The 21135-nt window shown below is 39.0% G+C and carries 18 protein-coding genes; 17 read left to right on the top strand and 1 reads right to left on the bottom strand.

Features of this window, described 5'->3' with window-relative positions; translation table 11 throughout:
- Positions 1 to 58: 58 nt before the first annotated feature.
- Positions 59 to 487 (bottom strand): YgaP-like transmembrane domain, encoded by a 429-nt coding sequence (locus tag NV349_RS20095; protein WP_249663929.1) that lies wholly within the window; start codon positions 485 to 487, stop codon positions 59 to 61.
- A 196-nt stretch (positions 488 to 683) separates the two neighbouring features.
- On the opposite strand from NV349_RS20095, the gene NV349_RS20090 reads away from it, so the two are divergent.
- The 17 genes from NV349_RS20090 to NV349_RS20010 all read left to right on the top strand — a co-directional run bounded on the left by NV349_RS20090 (position 684) and on the right by NV349_RS20010 (position 21065).
- Complete coding sequence (locus NV349_RS20090) at positions 684 to 2405, top strand: adenine deaminase C-terminal domain-containing protein (protein ID WP_036123472.1); 1722 nt, start codon at positions 684 to 686, stop codon at positions 2403 to 2405.
- Positions 2406 to 2474: 69 nt separating this feature from the next.
- Positions 2475 to 3530: a DUF3048 domain-containing protein gene (locus NV349_RS20085; RefSeq protein WP_442916384.1), complete on the top strand. Its 1056-nt coding sequence runs from the start codon at positions 2475 to 2477 to the stop codon at positions 3528 to 3530.
- A 15-nt stretch (positions 3531 to 3545) separates the two neighbouring features.
- Complete coding sequence (locus tag NV349_RS20080; protein ID WP_004225717.1) at positions 3546 to 3866, top strand: YerC/YecD family TrpR-related protein; 321 nt, start codon at positions 3546 to 3548, stop codon at positions 3864 to 3866.
- A gap of 110 nt (positions 3867 to 3976) precedes the next feature.
- Positions 3977 to 4666, top strand: coding sequence for a heptaprenylglyceryl phosphate synthase (locus tag NV349_RS20075; RefSeq protein WP_271911027.1), 690 nt, complete (start codon positions 3977 to 3979; stop codon positions 4664 to 4666).
- Between the two features lie 32 nt (positions 4667 to 4698).
- Complete coding sequence (gene pcrA, locus NV349_RS20070) at positions 4699 to 6951, top strand: DNA helicase PcrA (protein ID WP_271911026.1); 2253 nt, start codon at positions 4699 to 4701, stop codon at positions 6949 to 6951.
- A gap of 14 nt (positions 6952 to 6965) precedes the next feature.
- Entirely contained in the window at positions 6966 to 8969 is a 2004-nt protein-coding gene (gene ligA / locus NV349_RS20065) for an NAD-dependent DNA ligase LigA (protein WP_271911025.1), read from the top strand.
- Positions 8970 to 9079: 110 nt separating this feature from the next.
- Positions 9080 to 10219, top strand: a complete 1140-nt coding sequence (locus tag NV349_RS20060; RefSeq protein WP_036123459.1) for a CamS family sex pheromone protein — start codon at positions 9080 to 9082, stop codon at positions 10217 to 10219.
- 232 nt (positions 10220 to 10451) lie between these two features.
- Complete coding sequence (gene gatC, locus NV349_RS20055) at positions 10452 to 10739, top strand: Asp-tRNA(Asn)/Glu-tRNA(Gln) amidotransferase subunit GatC (RefSeq protein WP_004225708.1); 288 nt, start codon at positions 10452 to 10454, stop codon at positions 10737 to 10739.
- A gap of 24 nt (positions 10740 to 10763) precedes the next feature.
- Entirely contained in the window at positions 10764 to 12227 is a 1464-nt protein-coding gene (gatA, locus tag NV349_RS20050) for an Asp-tRNA(Asn)/Glu-tRNA(Gln) amidotransferase subunit GatA (RefSeq protein WP_058844195.1), read from the top strand.
- 1 nt (position 12228) lies between these two features.
- Positions 12229 to 13656, top strand: a complete 1428-nt coding sequence (gatB, locus tag NV349_RS20045; protein WP_036123454.1) for an Asp-tRNA(Asn)/Glu-tRNA(Gln) amidotransferase subunit GatB — start codon at positions 12229 to 12231, stop codon at positions 13654 to 13656.
- 157 nt (positions 13657 to 13813) lie between these two features.
- Positions 13814 to 14377 (top strand): thioredoxin family protein, encoded by a 564-nt coding sequence (locus tag NV349_RS20040; protein ID WP_036123452.1) that lies wholly within the window; start codon positions 13814 to 13816, stop codon positions 14375 to 14377.
- 73 nt (positions 14378 to 14450) lie between these two features.
- Positions 14451 to 15365, top strand: a complete 915-nt coding sequence (locus NV349_RS20035; protein ID WP_036123451.1) for a diacylglycerol kinase — start codon at positions 14451 to 14453, stop codon at positions 15363 to 15365.
- A gap of 554 nt (positions 15366 to 15919) precedes the next feature.
- Entirely contained in the window at positions 15920 to 17266 is a 1347-nt protein-coding gene (locus tag NV349_RS20030) for a cytochrome ubiquinol oxidase subunit I (RefSeq protein ID WP_271911024.1), read from the top strand.
- Positions 17263 to 18288, top strand: a complete 1026-nt coding sequence (locus NV349_RS20025) for a cytochrome d ubiquinol oxidase subunit II (protein WP_036123446.1) — start codon at positions 17263 to 17265, stop codon at positions 18286 to 18288. Before NV349_RS20030 ends, NV349_RS20025 begins: the two co-directional genes overlap by 4 nt.
- Before the next feature lie 14 nt (positions 18289 to 18302).
- Positions 18303 to 18425, top strand: coding sequence for a cytochrome bd oxidase small subunit CydS family protein (cydS, locus tag NV349_RS20020; protein ID WP_004225690.1), 123 nt, complete (start codon positions 18303 to 18305; stop codon positions 18423 to 18425).
- 109 nt (positions 18426 to 18534) lie between these two features.
- Positions 18535 to 19902 carry a 23S rRNA (uracil(1939)-C(5))-methyltransferase RlmD gene (gene rlmD, locus NV349_RS20015; protein ID WP_271913633.1) on the top strand — a complete coding sequence of 456 codons (1368 nt, stop codon included), beginning with the start codon at positions 18535 to 18537 and terminating at the stop codon, positions 19900 to 19902.
- 194 nt (positions 19903 to 20096) lie between these two features.
- Positions 20097 to 21065 carry a tRNA dihydrouridine synthase gene (locus NV349_RS20010; RefSeq protein ID WP_101966914.1) on the top strand — a complete coding sequence of 323 codons (969 nt, stop codon included), beginning with the start codon at positions 20097 to 20099 and terminating at the stop codon, positions 21063 to 21065.
- Positions 21066 to 21135 lie beyond the last annotated feature (70 nt).

Raw genomic sequence — 21135 nt, 5'->3', positions numbered from 1 at the left:
TGTTTCAAACGTAAGAGGTAAGAGCCGTCTCAATAATAGATTGGGACGGCTCCTTTGACTAAGAAGGATTTTGAGCTTTATTCGTTGAAGAATCGCTACTATTTGAGGAATTTTGAGTTGAAGTGCTGGTGTCAGATTGTTTTGAAGCGGTAGCTTGTGAACCTGAAGAATTACCAGATATAGCAGAGGAAAAATCCTTCATGAGTTTATCGATTTGTTCAGAAGACATAGAATTTTGCCCGCTGAACATACTTTGCATAGAGGTGTTCATGGCATTTTGCATATTGGAGCTTAAGAGCGCCTTTGTTGGACAATATTTAAAGAGTCCCTCAGCCATTTTCATGGCACCTAATGCAATCATTAATCGACCTTTTGTACAATTAGGATCTCTAGAAACTTTAGCGATACCAAATGCTGTCAAACTTGTACCCATTGCAAAACGACAAAATGCATTTTTTTCGCTTAAATTTGCTTGCTGCATCATCATACTTCCTCCTTTAGTCATTGTGGAAAAATTAAGCGAGGTGCACTTTGCTTTATGAAAGTGCTGTGTTACGATTGAAACAAGATGATTGCATAAAGCATAATTTTTATGAAAGTATGCGATTATGCAGTAGTAGTATGTGATTTCAAGTTGGATTTACACAATGAAAAATTACGTAAATTAGGAAGGAGCGAATAGCATGGATCCAGTATGGAAAATAACAAAGTTACGACAGCAATTAGCAGTAATCGATGGGAAAAAGGCACCAGATATCGTGTTGAAAAATGCACGTTATTTGCATAGTATGCTGAAACAATTTGTAGTAGGAAACATTTGGATTTTAGGAGATCGCATTGTCTATGCTGGTGACAGAATGCCTCCTTTATTAGAAGGAACAGAAGTGGTGGATTGTACAGGGAAAACAATTGTACCAGGCTATATTGAACCACACGTCCATCCGTTCCAGCTTTATCATCCACAGTCATTTGCAGATTTTTGTGGTCAGCTTGGAACAACAGCTTTTATTTCCGATAATTTAAGTTTTGTTTTAAATTTAGAAAATAAGAAAGCGTTTTCAATTTTGGATAACTTGAAAAAGCTACCGTTTTCTTTTTATTGGTGGACTCGCTTTGATTCACAAACTGAACTGGAGCAAGAGGAAGAAGTTTTCTCTAATACGTCCATATTGGAATGGCTAGAGCGAAGTGATGTCTTGCTTGGTGGAGAGTTGACAGGCTGGCCTAAGCTGCTGCATGGCGATGATCAAATGCTTTATCGTATGCAAATGGCGAAGGGGCTTGGGAAAAAAATTGAAGGACATTTCCCAGGAGCTTCAGAAAGAACTTTAGCACGCATGAAACTGCTTGGTGCTGATGGGGACCATGAGGCAATGACAGTGGAGGAAGTAGAGCGGCGCATTATGCAGGGCTATGCAGTAACATTACGTTATTCTTCCATTCGTCCAGATTTACCACATCTGCTAAAAGGAATAGTAGAAAAAGAACTTCCTATTTTTGATCATTTAATGATGACAACAGATGGCTCACCACCTTCATTCCATGAGGATGGTGTGATGGATAAATGTATTCAGGCAGCCTTAGATGCAGGAGTATCTCCAATCGATGCCTATCAAATGGCTTCTTATAATGTGGCACGCTATTATAATATGTCTAATTTACATGGGTTTATCGCGACAGGTCGCTTCGCTTCCCTGAATATTTTACAAGATGAATATCATCCTGTTCCTGAAAGTGTCTTATCGAAGGGTGTTTGGTTGAAGCGTGATGGAGAACGTGTGCATAAATTTGCATCAGTTGATTATTCTGCAATCCCAGCATTAGATTTAGATTTTTCATTAGATTCACAAGATTTTCAGTTTTCAATGCCCTTTGGTATTCAGTTAGTCAATGATGTTATTACAAAGCCTTATAACTCTTTCATAACTAGAGAAGGGCAACTGGCGAATCATGACGAGTGCTATTTAATGCTCCTTAACCGGGAAGGTAACTGGCATGTGAATACGATGATTAAAGGATTTGCGACAGATGTTCAAGGCTTTGCATCCTCCTATTCAAACACAGGCGATATTTTGCTAATTGGAAAAAACAAAGAAGATATGATCAAAGCTTTCGAAGAAATGAAGGCTAGAAATGGTGGTATTGTCCTAGTCGAAAAAGGAGAAGTGATAGCGGACATCCCATTAACAATCGGTGGACTTTTATATGATGGAGACGTACTTGCATTAACGGAGAAAGAAAATGCTTTAAAACAAGCTTTAGCAGATCGAGGTTATCAATTAGGAGATGCTATTTACACGTTATTATTTTTACAATCCACTCATTTACCATATATTCGTATAACACCAAAAGGGATTTTCGATGTGATGAAGAATAAGTTATTATTACCTGCTGTTATGCGCTAATTAATGAAAGTGTTTCAGCTGTTTAAACAATTGCCGTCATGTGTAAGTGTTCAAAGGAGAGGTATGCTTGTGTTCAAATCAAAGAAATTATGGATTGCAATGGCATTTAGTGCTTTGTTGATCGGTGGATGTTCAAAGGATACACCAAAAGTAAAAGAAGACGATGACTCTATAGTGGAGGAAGAAACGGTTGGGGAGGAGCCTGTTCAACAACCCAAATTCGTGGCTCCACTCACTGGGGAGGCTGTGCTAGAAGAAATTACACAGCGGCCTATTATGGTCACAATTAATAATCATCCAGCAGCACGTCCACAATCTGGATTGGCTGATGCAGATGTCATTTATGAAATGCTTGCGGAAGGCAATGTGACACGCTTTTTAGCAATATACCAAAGTGAGCTACCTGAAAATATTGGTCCAGTTCGAAGTGCACGCTCCTATTTCATTGATATGGCAAAGGGATTTGATGCTTTTTATGTAGCACATGGCTATAGTCCAGAGGCAAAAACGATGCTCGATCATCGTATCGTCGATCATATCAATGGAATGGCTTATGATGGTATACTTTTTAGTCGTTCCAGGGACCGTGTGGCTCCGCATAATTCATATATTACATCCGAAAACATCCTAAAAGGTGCTGAAATGGTAGGCGCTTCAATGAATTACAGTGAAAAAGTACTTCAGACTTTTTATGAACCCGATGAACGTGGTAAAATAGGCATTGAAACAAGTCAAGTTGATATTTACTATGGAAAGAATGAAGATTTCCACAACTCGTATGTGTATGATCATCAAAGTAATCACTATGAACGACAATCGGCTGGCGTGGACACAAAGGATATGTTAACAGGCGAAACAGTATCATTGGCAAATGTACTATTTTTTGAAATGGACCATCAAACCATTGATGATGTTGGTCGCCAAGCAATTGATTTAACGTCTGGTGGAAATGCGTATGTATTTCAAAATGGCTATTTGAGGGAAGTCGAATGGACGAACGTTAATGGAATACCAATGGCTGTAGAGCAATCAGGGGAGCCTGTAAAGCTTGTACCAGGAAAGTCGTGGGTTCATTTCGTACCATCTTCACCAGGGTTACAAGCAATGGTGAAAACGCAGCCTTAAAGGGAGGAAAATTGCATGCAAATCGAAAAAATTCGGGGGCATCAAACAGATCAATTATTTAAAGCCGTGTTAGAGTTGAAAGACATCGAAGAATGCTATAAGTTTTTTGATGATTTATGTACGATTAGTGAAATTCAATCGTTGGCACAACGCTTTGAGGTTGCACATTTATTGCGTTTGAAGAAAACCTATGAATCCATTAAAAAGGAAACAGGAGCAAGTACAGCAACTATTTCACGTGTGCGTCGCTGCTTCGATTATGGGAATGATACATATGATGAAATGTTAGGTCGTTTGTATCCTGATGAAAAACCGTTTCAAGCACCAAAAGAATAGTAGGGAAAGAGGCTGGGTAGAAGTTCTGCTCAGTCTTTTTCATTTTTTTGTCGTGAATCATAAGCTATACTTGTAAACGAATAGATAGAAAATGATAGGTGGTCAATTAAATGGATTATTTAGAATGGAGACATGTGTTCAAGCTAGATCCAGCTAAGGACATCTCAGATGAGGTACTAGAAAAAATTTGTGAGTCAGGCACAGATGTCATTTTAGTAGGTGGTACGGATGATGTGACATTAGATGGCGTATTAGATTTGCTTGTTCGTGTACGTCGTTTTGAGGTACCAATAGCGCTTGAAATTTCTACAATTGATGCGGTAACTCCAGGATATGATTATTATTTTATTCCAACGGTATTAAATAGTGATGATCCAAAATGGATTAAAAATTTACATCATGAGGCCATAAAAGAGTACGGAGATATTATGGTGTGGGAAGAGTTGGTAGCAGAAGGATATTGTATTTTAAATCCTGATTGTAAAGTAGCACAAGTAACAGGTGCGAAAACGGATTTAACGATTGACGATGTAGTGGCCTATGCACGCATGGCGGAAAATTTCTTTAAATTGCCAGTATTTTATGTCGAGTACAGCGGGATGTATGGGAATCTAGAGGTAGTTCGCGCAGTGAAAAACGAGCTGAAACATACGAAGCTCTTTTATGGTGGAGGCATAACATCTGCAAAGCAAGCGAAGGAAATGGCACAGTTTGCAGATACGGTAGTAGTTGGAAATATTATATATGATGATTTAAAAGCTGCACTTGCGACTGTTAAGGCTGTTAAAAATACGTTATAATTTTAGAACAAATGTTTGTAAGGCGGTGCAAAATGGAACAGTTAACAAAAAATTTACTAGCAGGAATGAATCCTGAACAGGAAAGAGCGGTCAAAACAACTGATGGACCGTTACTTATTATGGCAGGTGCTGGGTCAGGAAAAACACGTGTTTTAACACATCGTATTGCTTATTTAGTGATCGAAAAGGAAGTATATCCATCAAAGATTTTGGCGATTACGTTTACGAATAAAGCAGCACGAGAAATGCGCGAGCGTATTGATGGCGTTCTAGGGAATGGTACCGGCGATAGTATGTGGGTTTCTACTTTCCACTCAATGTGTGTAAGAATTTTACGTCGTAATATCGATCAACTAGGCATATCTCGTAATTTCTCCATTTTAGATTCCACTGATCAGCTATCAGTCATCAAAAATGTGATGAAGGATGAGAATATTGACCCTAAACGTTTTGAGCCGAGAGCGATTTTAAATGCGATTAGTGCAGCGAAAAATGAATGTATTACTGCTGACGATTACGCTGGACAAATGAACGATAAAAACCCTTATGAACAAACCGTTGCACGTGTCTATAAAGGCTATGAAAAAAGACTACGTCGCAATCAATCGCTCGATTTTGATGATTTGATTATGACGACGATTACATTGTTTAAACGTGTGCCTGAAGTGCTCGAATACTATCAAAATAAATTTCAATATATTCATGTAGATGAGTACCAAGATACGAATAAATCTCAATATTTACTTGTACAGTTACTGGCAAAGAAATTTAAAAATATTTGTGTTGTAGGGGACTCCGATCAGTCCATCTATCGATGGCGTGGTGCTGACATTGGCAATATCCTATCTTTTGAAAAGGATTATCCTAACGCCAAGGTCATAATGCTTGAGCAGAATTATCGTTCTACTAAACGCATCCTACAGGCGGCAAATGACGTCATTCAAAATAATACAACACGTTACCCAAAAGAACTGCGCACAGAAAATGCAGAGGGTGAAAAAATTGCCTTATATAAAGCTTATAATGAGCAAGAGGAAGCGCAATTTGTTGTACAAACGATTCAGCAATTAATTGAAAAAGAAAATCGTTCATTTGATGACTTTGCTATTTTATATCGTACGAATGCTCAATCACGTGTGATGGAGGAAGTACTTGTTAAATCCAATATGGCCTATCAAATAGTGGGCGGAACAAAGTTCTATGATCGAAAAGAGATTAAAGACTTACTAGCTTATTTACGACTGATTGCCAATAATGATGATGATTTATCACTGGCACGTATTATTAATGAGCCGAAGCGTAGTATTGGAGCTACATCCTTTGAAAAAATGGCACGCTATGCGATTGATCAGGATCGTTCCATTTTTGATGCGATGAATGATCTTGTATTCATGGGTCTAACTGGGAAAGCAGCAAATTCAGCTGAGCAATTTTATGCAATGATTAAAGACTTTACAGAGATGCAGGATTATTTATCTGTTACTGAAATTGTGGAGCAAGTCATCGATAAATCAGGCTACCGTACAATGCTGCAAAATGAAAAAACAATTGAAGCAGAAAGTCGTCTAGAGAATATTGAAGAGTTTTTATCTGTCACAAAGGCTTTTGAGGAGCGCAGTGATGATAAAAGCTTAATTGCTTTTTTAACAGATTTAGCTCTTATTGCTGATATTGATGCACTAGATAAAGAAGATGCTTCTAAGGGCAATATTATTTTAATGACGATGCATGCCGCTAAAGGCTTAGAATTCCCTATTGTCTTTATTATCGGTATGGAGGAAAATATATTCCCACATTCACGCTCTTTAGACGATCAAGATGAGATGGAAGAGGAACGCCGTCTTATGTATGTTGGCGTGACACGAGCTGAGGAACGTCTCTATTTAACATGTGCACAAAGCCGAACAATTTTTGGTCGTTCAAGCTTTAATAACGCCTCCCGATTCTTAGGTGAAATTTCAGAAGACATTACAGAGTCCATTTCTAAGGCAGGTGCAGAATCAAAGCTACCGTTTGCCACTAATAATCGTTCAACAGCTGGCTATCAAAAGCGCACGCTTGGTGCTATTCAACAAACACAGCCTGCTACAGCTCGTTTACAAGCAACGGGTGGAGATCAATTTGGCTGGAAGGCTGGAGATAAGGCGATTCATAAAAAATGGGGAACGGGTATGGTAGTCAGTGTAAAAGGTGAAGGTGATAGTACAGAGCTTGATATCGCCTTTCCACAACCAATTGGCATAAAACGATTACTAGCTCAATTTGCACCGATTGAAAAAGCGTAAGCGGAGGAACATAAATGAACGAAATAGAACAGCGTGTAGCGGAGTTAAATAAAATATTGCATGAATATGGTCACGCCTATTATGTGTTAGATAATCCTGTTGTAGCTGATAGTGTATACGATCAATTATTACATGAACTGATCGCATTAGAGGAAGCGAATCCATCACTCATTTATCCCGATTCTCCTACACAGCGTGTTGGTGGAGCAGTGGTTGAGGGCTTTAAAAAAGTAACACATGATTATCCAATGCTTAGTCTTTCAAATGCTTTTAATGAAGCAGATTTACGAGAGTTCGATCGTAAAGTACGTCAGGCAATTGGAGACCAATTTTCTTATGTATGTGAGCTGAAAATAGATGGTTTGGCTATTTCATTGAAATATGAAAATGGCGTGTTTGTACAAGGGGCAACAAGAGGAGATGGTGTTGTAGGCGAAGATATTACAGCCAATTTAAAGACAATCCGAGCGATCCCACTACGTTTAAAAGATCCTGTGACAATCGAAGTACGTGGTGAGGCGTACATGCCAAAAAAATCATTTGAAAAATTAAATACGCACCGTGCTGACAATGGAGAAGAATTATTTGCTAACCCGCGTAATGCGGCTGCTGGCTCACTACGTCAGTTAGACCCAAAAATTGCGGCAAGTCGTCAATTATCAACTTTTATCTATGCTATTGGTGGAGATGGTGAGTTATATGGTATTGATGGGCATGCGGAAATGCTTGATTATTTAGAGGGTCTTGGTTTCCCTTCGAACAAAGAGCGTCAGCGTTGCTCGACAGTTGAAGAGGTCATGGCCTTTATAGAACATTGGACAGAAAACCGTCCGAATTTAGCTTACGAAATTGATGGTATCGTTATCAAAGTAGATCGGTATGCTCAACAAGATGAGCTAGGCTACACCGCCAAAAGTCCACGCTGGGCCATTGCCTACAAATTTCCAGCAGAGGAAGTTGTCACAACATTACTTACTATTGATTTAACAGTAGGACGTACAGGTGTAGTAACACCAACGGCTATTTTAACGCCAGTACAAGTAGCAGGGACGACGGTACAACGTGCATCGTTGCACAATGAAGATTTAATTCGAGAGAAGGATATTCGCCTTGGAGATACAGTCATTATTCGAAAAGCTGGTGATATCATTCCTCAAGTGGTAGGTGTGCTAATAGAGCAACGTCCAGAGGACTCAGTCCCTTTTGTCATGCCAAAAAATTGCCCTGTTTGTGATAGTGAATTGATTCGTATTGAAGGTGAAGTAGCTCTACGCTGTGTAAATCCTGCCTGCTTTGCTCAAATTGCGGAAAGCATAAAATACTTTGTTTCGCGCAATGCGATGAATATTGATGGACTTGGAGATAAAGTAGTAGAGCAATTATTGCGTGCAGATTTAATACATGATGTATCTGATTTATATCATTTAACAGTTGAGCAACTTGTAGAACTAGAACGTATGGGCGAAAAATCTGCAACCAATTTAGTGAATGCCATTCAAGCCTCAAAGGAAAACTCAATGGAACGTTTATTAATAGGTTTAGGTATACGTCATGTTGGTGAAAAGGCAGCTAAAATCGTATCAGAGCAATTTGGTTCGATGGAAGCAGTAATGGCAGCAACAGAGGAACAGCTAGTAGCGATTTATGAAATTGGCGATAAAATGGCTTCTTCGTTAGTAGAGTATTTCTCCAATGAAGATGCACGTGCAGTCATTGAGCGTCTTGCTGAGGCAGGCGTGAATATGACGTATAAAGGTAAAAAAGTAGAAGTGGCTAAAGGTGATAGTCCCTTTGCAGGTAAAACAATTGTTTTAACTGGTAAACTTGAGCAATTGACACGCAACGAAGCAAAGGCGAAAATAGAAGAGTTAGGTGGTACTGTCACAGGCAGTGTCAGCAAAAAAACAGACCTTGTGATCTCAGGAGCAGATGCAGGCTCTAAACTGACAAAGGCTGAGCAATTAGGTATCGAAGTTTGGAATGAAGACAACTTAATTGAACAACTTAACCTCATCTAATAAGTGCATGACAGCATATCTTTCTCACAGGGAGAATGCGAAACGATTACATCATGGCGTCGAGTGATTCTTCGACCTAAAACTGACTATTAGTAAAGGAGCACTAAATAATGAAGTCTTTTCGACTCATTCCAGCAATCGTAGCTGCTGCAATGCTAGTCGGCTGTGTACCTTCTGACAAGAAGGAAACAGAGCTTACACAGGAAACGCAACAGAAAGAAAAAGCTGAAACAACAATTATCCCAAGCATACAAATTGATGAATCCTATTATAAGACGCTTATTCCTTATAAAGAGAGTGCAAGCAGAGGTCTTGTTGTGTCTAATATTTATACGAAATATGATATGAAGGAAGTTGAATCTGGTTTAATGCGTCTATCTCAAAATGAGTTTGACACGGAAAACTATTACTTCCAAGAAGGTCAATATTTAGCTGAAAGTACGGTGAGCTCTTGGCTTGCCCGTAGTTCACAAACAGAAGATGGATTAAATCCGCCGACCACAGACACAATGACACCAGAAGAACGGGCAACGAAGGCTCCCGTTTATTTATCCCACATTGTAGAGCAAAATTACTTAACAAAAACGAATGATAATAAAGTGAAATTAGGCGGAATTTCAATAGGTCTTGCCTTAAACTCTATTTATTATTACCAAAAAGAACAGTATGGCGAATATTACGAAAAACCAATTTCAGAAGCTGAACTTGTTGAGCAAGGCAAAAAAATGGCCGCTGAAATTGTTTCCCGTTTACGTACACGCGAAGAGTTAAAAGATGTACCAATTGTTGTTGGTTTGTTTAAGCAGCAAGCTCGCAATCAAATTATTCCAGGGTCATATTTTAGCTATGGTATAGCAAAAGCTGGACAGAACAGTATTGCAGAGTGGGAAGGTATCGATGAAAATTATGTCTTGTTCCCAACTGATGATTCACAGGATGTTTACCGAGATGTCAGCAATAACTTCAAAATTTTTAAGCAAGACGTTGATAAATATTTCTCGAATTATACAAGTGTGATCGGAACAGGCTTCTATCGTAATAAGCAAATACAAAATCTTTCGATTGAAATTCCAATCCAATTTTTCGGTAAAGCAGAAATAATAGGCTTTACGCAATATTTGACGGGTATTCTAATCAATCAATTTGATAATATTCATGTTGAGGTGAGCGTTACTTCTATAAATGGCCCAGAGGCATTAATCATTAAGAAGGCCAATGATAAGGACCCTTACGTGCATGTCTATGATTAATATAGTCAGCCTTTGTGCTGGCTATATTTTTATGTAGATGGCTAGAATTAGAGGGACACAATAGGTAGATAGAGACAACACTTTGTTATAGTAGTGAAAGTTTCTATATTTTTAGTGAAAGTTGTGATTTTTAATATGAAAAATGTTATGATTATTGGCATGGTTAACTTTATTCAACCCTATTGTTATCAATAAAAACAATGAATTGAACCAGTATTCGGAGGTGTGAAAAATGGCTAAATTAACAAAAGAAGAAGTAAAGCACGTGGCAAATTTAGCACGTCTTGCTATTACAGAAGAAGAAGCAGAGAAATTTGCTGAACAGCTTGGAAAAATTACAGACTTTGCGGAGCAGTTAAATGAGCTAGATACAACGAATGTTGAACCAACAACTCACGTTTTACCACTAGTGAATGTAATGCGTGAAGACGTAGCTGTAAAAGGTTTAGACCGTGAAGTAATGATGTTAAACGTAAAAGAACAAGAAGATGGTCAAGTAAAAGTACCAGCTATCATGTAATACTAAAACATAGGAGGATTCCTCATGACGTTATTTGAACGTTCAGCTAAGGAGTTACAAGCGGAAATGAAAGCAGGTAACTTATCAATCGCTGACTTAACGAAAGAAGCATACGAGCGTATTGCAAAGCTTGACAGCGATGTACAAGCATTCCTTGCTTCAAACGAAGAAAAAGCAACTGCACAAGCTGCTGAAATGGATAAAGTCCCATTTGAAGAGCGTGGACCACTGTTTGGTCTTCCAATCGGTGTGAAAGACAACATCGTAACAGAAGGTTTAGAAACAACTTGTGCCTCTAAAATTCTAGAAGGCTTTATGCCAATTTATGATGCCACTGTTGTCAATAAGTTACGTGAAGCTGGCATGATTACAGTTGGTAAATTAAACATGGACGAGTTTGCAATGGGTTCTTCTAACGAAAACTCATACTATAAAACAACAAAAAATCCATGGAACTTAAACCACGTACCAGGGGGATCTTCAGGTGCATCTGCAGCAGCAGTAGCAGCAGGTGAAGTACCATTCTCTCTTGGTTCAGATACAGGTGGTTCAATCCGTCAACCAGCAGCTTACTGTGGTGTTGTAGGGATGAAGCCTACATATGGTCGTGTATCTCGTTTTGGTCTAGTTGCATTTGCCTCTTCTTTAGATCAAATTGGACCAATTACACGCAACGTTGAAGATAATGCGCTATTATTAGAAGCCATCGCAGGCTTAGATCCAAATGATTCTACATCGGCAAACGTAGAGGTACCAAATTACGCTGCAGCGCTTACTGGTGATGTAAAAGGCTTACGTATTGCTGTACCAAAGGAATTCCTTGGTGAAGGTGTTGGCGAGGCAGCACGTCAATCAGTGCTTACTGCATTAGAGGTATTAAAAGGCCTAGGTGCTACTGTAGAAGAAGTATCACTTCCTCATTCAAAATATGCACTTGCTGCATACTATATCCTTTCTTCATCTGAAGCGTCTTCTAACTTATCTCGTTTCGATGGTATCCGTTATGGTTTCCGTGCAGAAAATGTTACAAATTTGATGGACCTTTATAAAGAAACACGTGCACAAGGTTTTGGTGATGAAGTAAAACGCCGCATCATGCTTGGAACTTACTCACTAAGTGCCGGCACGTATGATGCGTATTATAAAAAAGCGCAACAAGCACGTACACTTATCAAAGCAGACTACGACAAAGTATTTGAAGACTTTGATGTTATCATTGGGCCTACATCCCCAACACCAGCATTTAAAATTGGTGAAAACGTCGATGATCCGATGACAATGTATGCGAACGATATTTTAACAATCCCGATGAACTTAGCTGGAGTACCTGCTATTTCAATTCCATGTGGCTTTGAAAACGGACTACCACTTGGTTTACAAATTATTGGTAAATACTTCGATGAAGCAACTATTTACCGTGTAGCTCATGCTTTTGAACAAGCAACAGAGTTCCATAAACAAGTTCCTCAAATGTGGGAGGGAAAATAACATGAACTTTGAAACAGTCATTGGTTTAGAAGTACACGTTGAGTTGAAAACAAACTCAAAAATCTTCTCACCAGCACCAGCTCATTTTGGTGCTGAACCAAATACAAATACAACAGTAATTGATTTAGGGTACCCTGGTGTCCTACCAGTCCTTAACAAAAATGTAGTAGATTTCGCAATGCGTGCTGCACTTGCACTTAATATGGAAATCGAACAAGAAACAAAATTTGACCGTAAAAACTACTTCTATCCAGATAATCCGAAAGCTTATCAAATTTCACAATTTGATAAACCAATCGGTAAAAACGGCTGGATCGATATTGAAGTAGACGGCTATACAAAACGTATCGGTATTACACGTCTTCATATGGAAGAAGATGCTGGTAAACTTTCACATGCTGGGGATCACTCATTAGTTGACTTTAACCGTCAAGGTACACCACTTGTTGAGATTGTTTCTGAGCCAGACATTCGTACACCAAACGAAGCATATGCTTACCTAGAAAAATTAAAATCAATTATTCAATATACAGACGTATCTGATTGTAAGATGGAAGAAGGCTCATTACGTTGTGATGCCAACATTTCTCTTCGTCCGTATGGTCAAGAAGAATTTGGCACAAAAACGGAGCTTAAAAACCTGAACTCCTTCAACTATGTTCGTCGTGGTTTAGAGCATGAGGAATTACGTCAAGCAGATGTATTATTATCAGGCGGTATTATTGAGCAAGAAACACGTCGTTTCGATGAAAAAACAGGTAAAACAATTTTAATGCGTGTGAAAGAGGGAACAGATGATTACCGTTACTTCCCAGAGCCAGACTTAGTTCGTCTTTCGATTGATGATGCATGGCTAGAGAGAGTGAAATCAGAAATTCCTGAGCTTCCAGATGCTCGTAAAAAACGTTATGTAGAAGAATTAGGCTTAACACCATATGATGCAGGAGTTCTTGTTATTTCTAAAGAAATCTCAGACTTCTTCGAGGCAATGATTGTGAACGGTGCAGATGCGAAACTTTCTGCTAACTGGCTAATGGGTGATGTTTCAGCTTACTTAAATGCGGAACAAAAAGACCTTAAAGATACTGCACTAACACCAGAAAACCTTGCTGAGATGGTGAAATTGATCACTGACGGAACAATTTCTTCTAAGATCGGTAAAAAAGTATTTGCTGAATTAGTAGAAAACGGTGGTTCTGCACAGGATATTGTGAAGGCGAAAGGTTTAGTTCAAATTTCTGATGAAGGTGCACTACTAGCCATCGTAACAGAAGTTTTAGATAACAATGCACAATCTATCGAAGACTTTAAAAATGGTAAAGATCGTGCGATTGGCTTCTTAGTTGGTCAAATTATGAAGGCAACAAAAGGTCAAGCCAACCCTCCAATGGTTAATAAATTATTACAACAAGAAATTGCCAAACGATAATACTCGTTGTAACATAATAGCCGAGAGAGCTTTATTGCTCCCTCGGCTATTAATTTTCAAAAATGTAACTAATTTGCAATTTATAACACTTAATAGTTGTTTAAAAAGAGTATTCATAGCAAAATATAGAATAGACAATAATAAGGGGGACGAGCCAATGAAAACTGAACAACAATATTTTCAAGAAGCTATTTCGATACAACAATATATGGAGAACATGACGACGTTGAAAGAAGAGAGCTTCCGTATTTATGATGGTTTTGAAGTGCCAACAAACGATGGCTTCATCGAATTACTAAAAGATAAGCAGCCAAAAATTTTAACCATTACAGAAGATTGGTGCGGAGACGCTATGTTAAACAATCCTATTATTCGTCGTGTTGCTGAAGCGGCAGGGTTAGAAATGCGTACCGTTTTTCGCGATGCTGATACAGAGTTAATTGATCGTTATTTAACAAACGGTGGTCGTGCTATCCCGATTTATCTGTTGTTAGATGATGCAGGTGAGGTTGTAGGAAAATGGGGACCACGTGCGCCTGAATTACAAGAGTTAGTCGTAACGAAACGAGCGAGTTTACCAGATAAAGAAGATCCAACATTTGAAGAAGCTCAAAAAGCTCTTTATGCAGAAATTCGAGAGGAAAATATCTCGAACTCAACTTACTGGACGTATGTCTATGAGGACTTTAAAAAACAGGTAACAAACGCATTACAAAAATAACAAGAGCATTGCAACATTTCAACGTAGAATTTCGTTGAATGAAATAGAATCTTATGAAGCAGGAAGGTATGTTATGAAACGAGCAAGAATCATTTATAATCCTACATCTGGACGCGAAGTATTTAAGAAACATCTACCAGAGGTGTTGGAAAAACTAGAGGTAGCAGGCTATGAGACATCCTGTCATGCAACAACATGTGAGGGAGATGCAACGCTTGCAGCAAAAAATGCGGTAGAGCGTGGTTTTGATATCATCATCGCAGTTGGTGGAGATGGCACATTAAATGAAGTTGTTTCAGGTGTAAGTCCATTTGAAAACCGTCCGAAAGTTGGTCTAATTCCGATGGGCACTACAAATGATTTTGCCCGTGCTGTGCATATTCCTCGAAATATTGATGAGGCTGTAGACATTATAATTCAAGGCGACACATTACCAGTGGACGTGGGTCTCTTAAATGGCGAACGCTATTTCATTAATATTGCTGCTGGGGGACGCATTACAGAACTCACTTATGAAGTACCAAGTAAAATGAAAACAATGCTTGGTCAGTTAGCCTATTATGTAAAGGCAGTAGAAATGATTCCATCCATCAAAGCTTCTCATATGCGTATTGAATATGATGGCGAAGTATTTGATGGGGACGCCATGATGTTCCTATGTGGTTTAACGAATTCAGTAGGTGGCTTTGAAAAACTTGCCCCTGATGCGAGTATTAATGATGGTTACTTTACAGTAATAGTACTGAAAAAAGTAAGCCTTCCAGAGTTTATTCAACTAGCTGCTATGGCATTACGAGGCGAACATTTAAATGACGATCGTGTCATTTATAAAAAAGCCAGCGTTGTCAAAGTCACGACTGAAAACGAAGTCCATCTTAACCTAGATGGCGAATATGGCGGAGACGCACCGGCTACATTTGAAAATCTGAAGCGTCACATTGAAATCTTTGTCCCACTTGCAGATATTCGAGAAGAAGACCGTATTTAATCAATCCAAAAAGCTCATCCTATTTTAGTTGGATGAGCTTTTTGGATTCTATCTGATCGTACTTATAAAAGTAAGGGATCTGCATATTAGGAAGTCCCCTAAAGAGAAAAGCTTCACCACTCCCAAAAATATCTACCCCCCCACACTCCCAAAGTTAACCTTCCCAATAGAAGCCGAAAACCAGAACTGTGCCACATAAGAATCTCTGAAAACCTACTTAATCCGATTGCTTCCTTTATTAAATTGGAATGGACTAAATTATACAATTTCATCTTTAGAACTTAGATTGTGAATGAATTTAGAAAAATGTTTGGCAAATGTGCGTATATTAGTTGAACAAAATTTGAAACCTTAATAATAGCCTGAAATTTCGGTCCGTTATTAAGGTTTTATTCGTTGTAATAGTGGAAAATGGGGGTATGGATAAGGGAAAGGAAGTGTTGCCTTTGTATAAGTCACAAGAAAAGAAACTTATATGGATAAGTTTTGGTGTTGCAATTATTATGCTACTTTCCATTCTTGGAAGAATATTTGGAAGTTAGGGGGGCAATGAGATGATTAATGAATCAGCAGTCTTTTGGAGTCGAGCATTAACGGAGTTAACATTATCGTTCCATATTATTTATGCAACGATTGGTGTAGGTGTCCCGTTGATGATTATGATTGCTCAATGGACTGGGTATAAAAAGAATGATGAGCATTATATCTTAATGGCGAGACGTTGGGCGCGTGGTTTTGTTATTACTGTGGCCGTAGGTGTTGTAACAGGAACTGCCATTGGCTTACAGCTTTCATTATTGTGGCCTAACTTTATGCAACTTGCTGGTCAAACGATTGCATTACCATTGTTTATGGAAACGTTTGCATTTTTCTTTGAAGCTATATTTTTAGGGATCTATTTATATACATGGGACCGCTTTGATAGTCAGAAAAAACATATGCTACTATTAATTCCTGTCGCTGTTGGAGCGTCGATGTCAGCGGTCTTCATTACAATTGTTAATGCTTTTATGAATGCACCACAAGGATTTGATATTGTAAACGGAGAACTTGTCAATATTCAACCTTTTTTAGCGATGTTTAACCCGGCCATGCCGACAAAGGTAGCGCATGTACTTGTGACAGCGTATATGACATCAGCATTTGTACTAGCAGCTATTGCGGGATACAGAATGTTAAAAGGCTCTAAGCATGTATACCATAAAAAATCCTTGCTTTTACTTATGAAAATTGGCTTAATTTTCTCCATAGCTGCTGCTGTAATTGGAGATTTTTCAGGAAAATACTTAGCTGAATATCAACCCGAAAAACTAGCCGCTGCAGAATGGCATTTTGAAACAGAGGGTAAAGCATCGCTTGTATTATTTGGTGTATTAGATGGAGAAGAAGTAAAATACGCTATTAAAATTCCGTATGCTTTGAGCATTCTTGCACATTTTAATCCTAACGCAGAGGTAATTGGCTTAGATCAATTTGCGGAGGAGGATTTACCACCACTCTATATTCATTATCTCTTTGATATTATGGTGTCCATTGGTATGTTTATGGTGCTAGTTTCATTACTTTATGTTGTAGGGAAAGCACGGGGCTGGCAGTTTATACATTCACGGTGGTATCGATGGATCATTGTGGCGGGTGGCCCACTCTCTATCATTGCCATTGAAGCAGGCTGGTGGCTTGCAGAGGTTGGACGTCAACCATGGATTCTTTATGGTTTGATGCGAACACCAGAAGGAGCCACAACGAGTGATCATGTGGATTTAATGCTGTTGTTGTTTGCAGGTGTATATGCAGTATTAGCGGTAGGAAGTATTGTCGTCTTGGTGCGAATGTTTAAAAAGAATCCAATTGAGCGTGAAATTGAAGATCGCCACTCTGAAAAAGGCGGTGACATCCTATGACGTTAGAGGTATTAGGTATTTCCGTATTATGGATTTTTCTATTTGGCTATGTCATTGTCGCATCCATTGATTTTGGTGCAGGCTTCTTCAACGCTTATAGCCTACTAATTGGTAAAAATCATATTTTAACAAATATTATTAAACGTTATTTATCGCCTGTCTGGGAAGTAACCAATGTCTTTTTAGTATTTTTCTTCGTAGGGATCGTTGGATTTTTCCCACAAACTGCTTTTTATTACGGAACGATTTTACTTGTGCCAGTCAGTATTTCGCTTGTACTGTTAGCAATTCGTGGCTCCTACTATGCCTTTGAATCGTACGGTACGCGAGGACATATAGGGTATACGCTGACATACGGTGTGGCAGGTTTATTAATTCCCGCTTCCTTATCTGTTGTTTTTGCCATTGCTGGTGGAGGCTATGTTGATCTGATTGATGGGCAACCTGTGCTAAACTACTGGACTTTATATACAAGTCCATTTGCTTGGAGCATTGTGGTACTGAGCATCGCTGCTGTGCTGTATATTTCAGCCGTATTTTTAACGTGGTATGCTCATAAAGCAAATGACGTAGAAGCGACTAAACTGATGCGAAAATATGCACTTGTTTGGGCAGCACCGTTAATGATTAGTGCACTGGGCATTATGTATGAAATGAAATCCATTAACCCAGAAAGTTATAGTCACATGGTGAATTTATGGTGGATGTTTGCGATTTCAGCTGTCTTATTTATTATTACAGTCATGCTCATTGCCATGCGTAAAAAGTACGGACTTGCAGTTGGGCTTCTTATTGCTCAATTTGCTGTAGCCTTCTTTGCATATGGGATAGCACAATATCCATACTTACTGTATCCGTATTTAACAATTTATGATAGTTTTACAAGCACACAAATGGCGGTTGCTTTAGTCATCGCATTTATTTTAGGGCTGTGCCTTCTTCTTCCTTCACTCTATTTATTGATGAAACTATTCTTGTTCAATAAAAACTATGTGACAGGAAAAGAAGACAATCACGCATAGGAGGAAATCAAGGTATGCAAAGTTTCTTAATTTTTTATGCACCTTTTATTGTCGTCATTCTTGGGATCTTGTGTGCATTTTGGTGGGCACCAAGGGATTATCATATTACAAAAGAGCAAGAAAAGAGTCGCGAATAGCGGCTCTTTTTTCAAGTTAGTGAGGAGAACAATATAACGGGCAAGTCTTGTTCTTTTTTCATTCGCCAACACATGCTACAATAAGGAGATTGAAATGGAGGATGTACGAATGTCAGCACCCGTGAAAAAAAATGATCGACTTTCAGTTTATATAGAAGATTTAACACATGATGGCAATGGCGTCGCAAAGGTTGATGGCTACCCACTATTTATACAAGGCGCACTTCCGAACGAAACAGCTGAAATACATGTGATGAAAACCTTGAAAAATTATGGCTTTGCAAAAGTTGTAGATATTATTAAGCCATCTTCAGATCGAGTAGTAGCACCCTGTGATTATTTCAAGCAATGTGGCGGCTGTCAACTACAGCATTTATCCTATGAGGGGCAGTTAAAGTGGAAAGAAAATATGGTGCGCAATGTGATGCAGCGCATTGGTAAAATTAATGCACCTGTTCTTCCTGTAAAAGGAATGGAAGAGCCTTGGCATTACCGTAATAAAGCGCAAATCCCCTTCTCTGTAAATGAAGAAGGACAAGCGATTGCAGGTTTTTATAAAACAAAAACGCATAGCATTGTAGATATGGATCGTTGCTTAATTCAAACAGGAGAAGCGGACGCCATTCTTGCAGGCTTGAAAAAGGAATTAACGGCGATAGGAATTCGCCCTTACAATGAGCATACACACGAAGGAATGCTGCGACACGTTGTCATTCGTAAAGCACGAGCAACAGGTGAGGTCATGGTTGTCCTTGTAACAAAAAAGAAAAAATTCCCACAAAAAGAGGCAGCCGTTGCAGTGATTCAAAGATTAGTTCCGAACGTTATGTCGATTATGCAAAATGTGAATAATGAAAAAACCAATGTGATTTTTGGTGATGATACCATCAATCTTTGGGGCAAGGACATCATTATTGATACAATTGGCGATGTACGTTTTGAGATTTCAGCTCGTTCCTTCTATCAAGTCAACCCAGAGCAAACAGAGGTCCTCTATAAACAAGCATTGGATTATGCTGACTTGCAGGGGGATGAACGCGTCATTGATGCGTATTGTGGCATTGGTACCATCTCTTTATTCCTGGCACAAAAAGCAAAGGCAGTCATGGGCGTGGAGATTGTCCCACAAGCAATTGAAGATGCTAAACGCAACGCAATACTCAATGGTTTTACAAATACTTATTTTGAGGCTGGCCCAGCAGAGGAAGTTATTCCAAGATGGTATAAGGAGGGCAAGGAAGCAGACGTACTAGTAGTCGATCCGCCACGCAAAGGCTGCGACGAAGCACTTCTAACTACCATTTTAGAGCAACGACCAAAACGAGTGGTCTATGTATCCTGTAACCCAGCTACACTAGCACGTGACCTTCGCATTTTGGAGGATGGCGGCTATCAAACACAGGAAATTCAGCCAGTAGACATGTTCCCGCATTCGACGCATTGTGAAGCGGTTGCTTGGCTAACGTTAGTAGAGTAGAAAAGCAGATGGTGTAGAGAAATCTATACTATCTGCTTTCTATTTAGACAATTACCATTTAAGAACATTTTCGATATAATAAACGTGACTGATTTTCAAAAAGTTATTGGGCATGATATAAATGTAAAATTGAGCTTTATATTTTGGACTGAAAGTATAGAGTTTTATTCATAGTGAGAGGATTTGGGTTTAACATGATAGATAATTTTTGGCGTGATTTACCACGACCATTTTTTGTGCTGGCACCAATGGAAGATGTGACAGATGTTGTTTTTCGACATGTAGTAAATGAAGCGGGTCGGCCGGATGTATTTTTTACAGAGTTTACAAATTCGGATAGCTATTGTCATCCAGAGGGACAGAAAAGTGTACGTGGCCGTTTGACTTTTACAGAAGATGAGCAGCCAATGGTGGCACATATTTGGGGGGATAATCCCGACTATTTCCGTCAAATGAGTATTGGTATGGCAGAGCTCGGTTTTAAAGGCATTGATATTAATATGGGTTGCCCTGTACCGAATGTGGCATCAAGAGGAAAAGGGAGTGGCCTTATTCTCCGTCCAGATGTCGCGGCAGAATTGATTCAAGCAGCAAAAGCGGGTGGATTGCCTGTCAGTGTGAAAACCCGTCTTGGCTATAAGGAGATAAATGAGTGGGAGGAGTGGCTAACACATATTTTACAACAAGATATAGCGAACCTTTCGATTCATCTACGAACAAGAAAGGAAATGAGCTTAGTAGATGCGCATTGGGAGCTTATTCCGGAAATCAAAAAGTTACGTGACCGTATTGCACCAAATACGCTACTAACAATCAATGGAGATATTCCTGACCGTCAAACGGGACTACAGCTAGCTGAACAATATGGTATTGATGGCGTGATGATTGGGCGAGGTATTTTTAAAAATCCGTTTGCTTTTGAAAAAGAGCCAAAAGAGCATAGCAGTAAAGAGTATCTTGATCTTTTAAGACTGCAGCTCGATCTGCAAGATCAATATGCGGAAGTACTACCACGTTCCATCACAGGGCTTCATCGCTTTTTCAAAATTTATGTCAAAGGATTCCGTGGAGCTGGTGAATTAAGAAGCCAATTGATGAACACGAAATCAACAGATGAAGTGCGTGCATTGCTAGATAACTTTGAAGCAAATAATATGGAGTGACCTGTAAGCTGGTAAGAATGGAGCATAATTCATAAAAAGCAAGGGCAGGAGTAAGCAATATCGACTCCTT

It is taken from the genome of Lysinibacillus sp. OF-1, from assembly GCF_028356935.1.
In the GTDB taxonomy this organism is placed as follows: domain Bacteria; phylum Bacillota; class Bacilli; order Bacillales_A; family Planococcaceae; genus Lysinibacillus; species Lysinibacillus fusiformis_D.
The sequence above is the reverse complement of the archived record's forward strand: the minus strand, read 5'-3'. Positions and strand labels throughout refer to the sequence as shown.

Bases quoted from the DNA above. Each gene is read 5' to 3' on its own strand.
- gatB (WP_036123454.1), top strand. From the start codon at position 12,229: ATGAACTTTGAAACAGTCATTGGTTTAGAAGTACACGTTGAGTTGAAA.
- pcrA (WP_271911026.1), top strand. From the start codon at position 4,699: ATGGAACAGTTAACAAAAAATTTACTAGCAGGAATGAATCCTGAACAG.
- ligA (WP_271911025.1), top strand. From the start codon at position 6,966: ATGAACGAAATAGAACAGCGTGTAGCGGAGTTAAATAAAATATTGCAT.
- NV349_RS20025 (WP_036123446.1), top strand. From the start codon at position 17,263: ATGACGTTAGAGGTATTAGGTATTTCCGTATTATGGATTTTTCTATTT.
- NV349_RS20075 (WP_271911027.1), top strand. From the start codon at position 3,977: ATGGATTATTTAGAATGGAGACATGTGTTCAAGCTAGATCCAGCTAAG.
- NV349_RS20090 (WP_036123472.1), top strand. From the start codon at position 684: ATGGATCCAGTATGGAAAATAACAAAGTTACGACAGCAATTAGCAGTA.
- cydS (WP_004225690.1), top strand. From the start codon at position 18,303: ATGCAAAGTTTCTTAATTTTTTATGCACCTTTTATTGTCGTCATTCTT.
- NV349_RS20035 (WP_036123451.1), top strand. From the start codon at position 14,451: ATGAAACGAGCAAGAATCATTTATAATCCTACATCTGGACGCGAAGTA.
- NV349_RS20095 (WP_249663929.1), bottom strand. From the start codon at position 487: ATGATGATGCAGCAAGCAAATTTAAGCGAAAAAAATGCATTTTGTCGT.
- NV349_RS20040 (WP_036123452.1), top strand. From the start codon at position 13,814: ATGAAAACTGAACAACAATATTTTCAAGAAGCTATTTCGATACAACAA.
- rlmD (WP_271913633.1), top strand. From the start codon at position 18,535: ATGTCAGCACCCGTGAAAAAAAATGATCGACTTTCAGTTTATATAGAA.
- NV349_RS20060 (WP_036123459.1), top strand. From the start codon at position 9,080: ATGAAGTCTTTTCGACTCATTCCAGCAATCGTAGCTGCTGCAATGCTA.
- gatC (WP_004225708.1), top strand. From the start codon at position 10,452: ATGGCTAAATTAACAAAAGAAGAAGTAAAGCACGTGGCAAATTTAGCA.
- NV349_RS20030 (WP_271911024.1), top strand. From the start codon at position 15,920: ATGATTAATGAATCAGCAGTCTTTTGGAGTCGAGCATTAACGGAGTTA.
- NV349_RS20080 (WP_004225717.1), top strand. From the start codon at position 3,546: ATGCAAATCGAAAAAATTCGGGGGCATCAAACAGATCAATTATTTAAA.
- NV349_RS20010 (WP_101966914.1), top strand. From the start codon at position 20,097: ATGATAGATAATTTTTGGCGTGATTTACCACGACCATTTTTTGTGCTG.
- gatA (WP_058844195.1), top strand. From the start codon at position 10,764: ATGACGTTATTTGAACGTTCAGCTAAGGAGTTACAAGCGGAAATGAAA.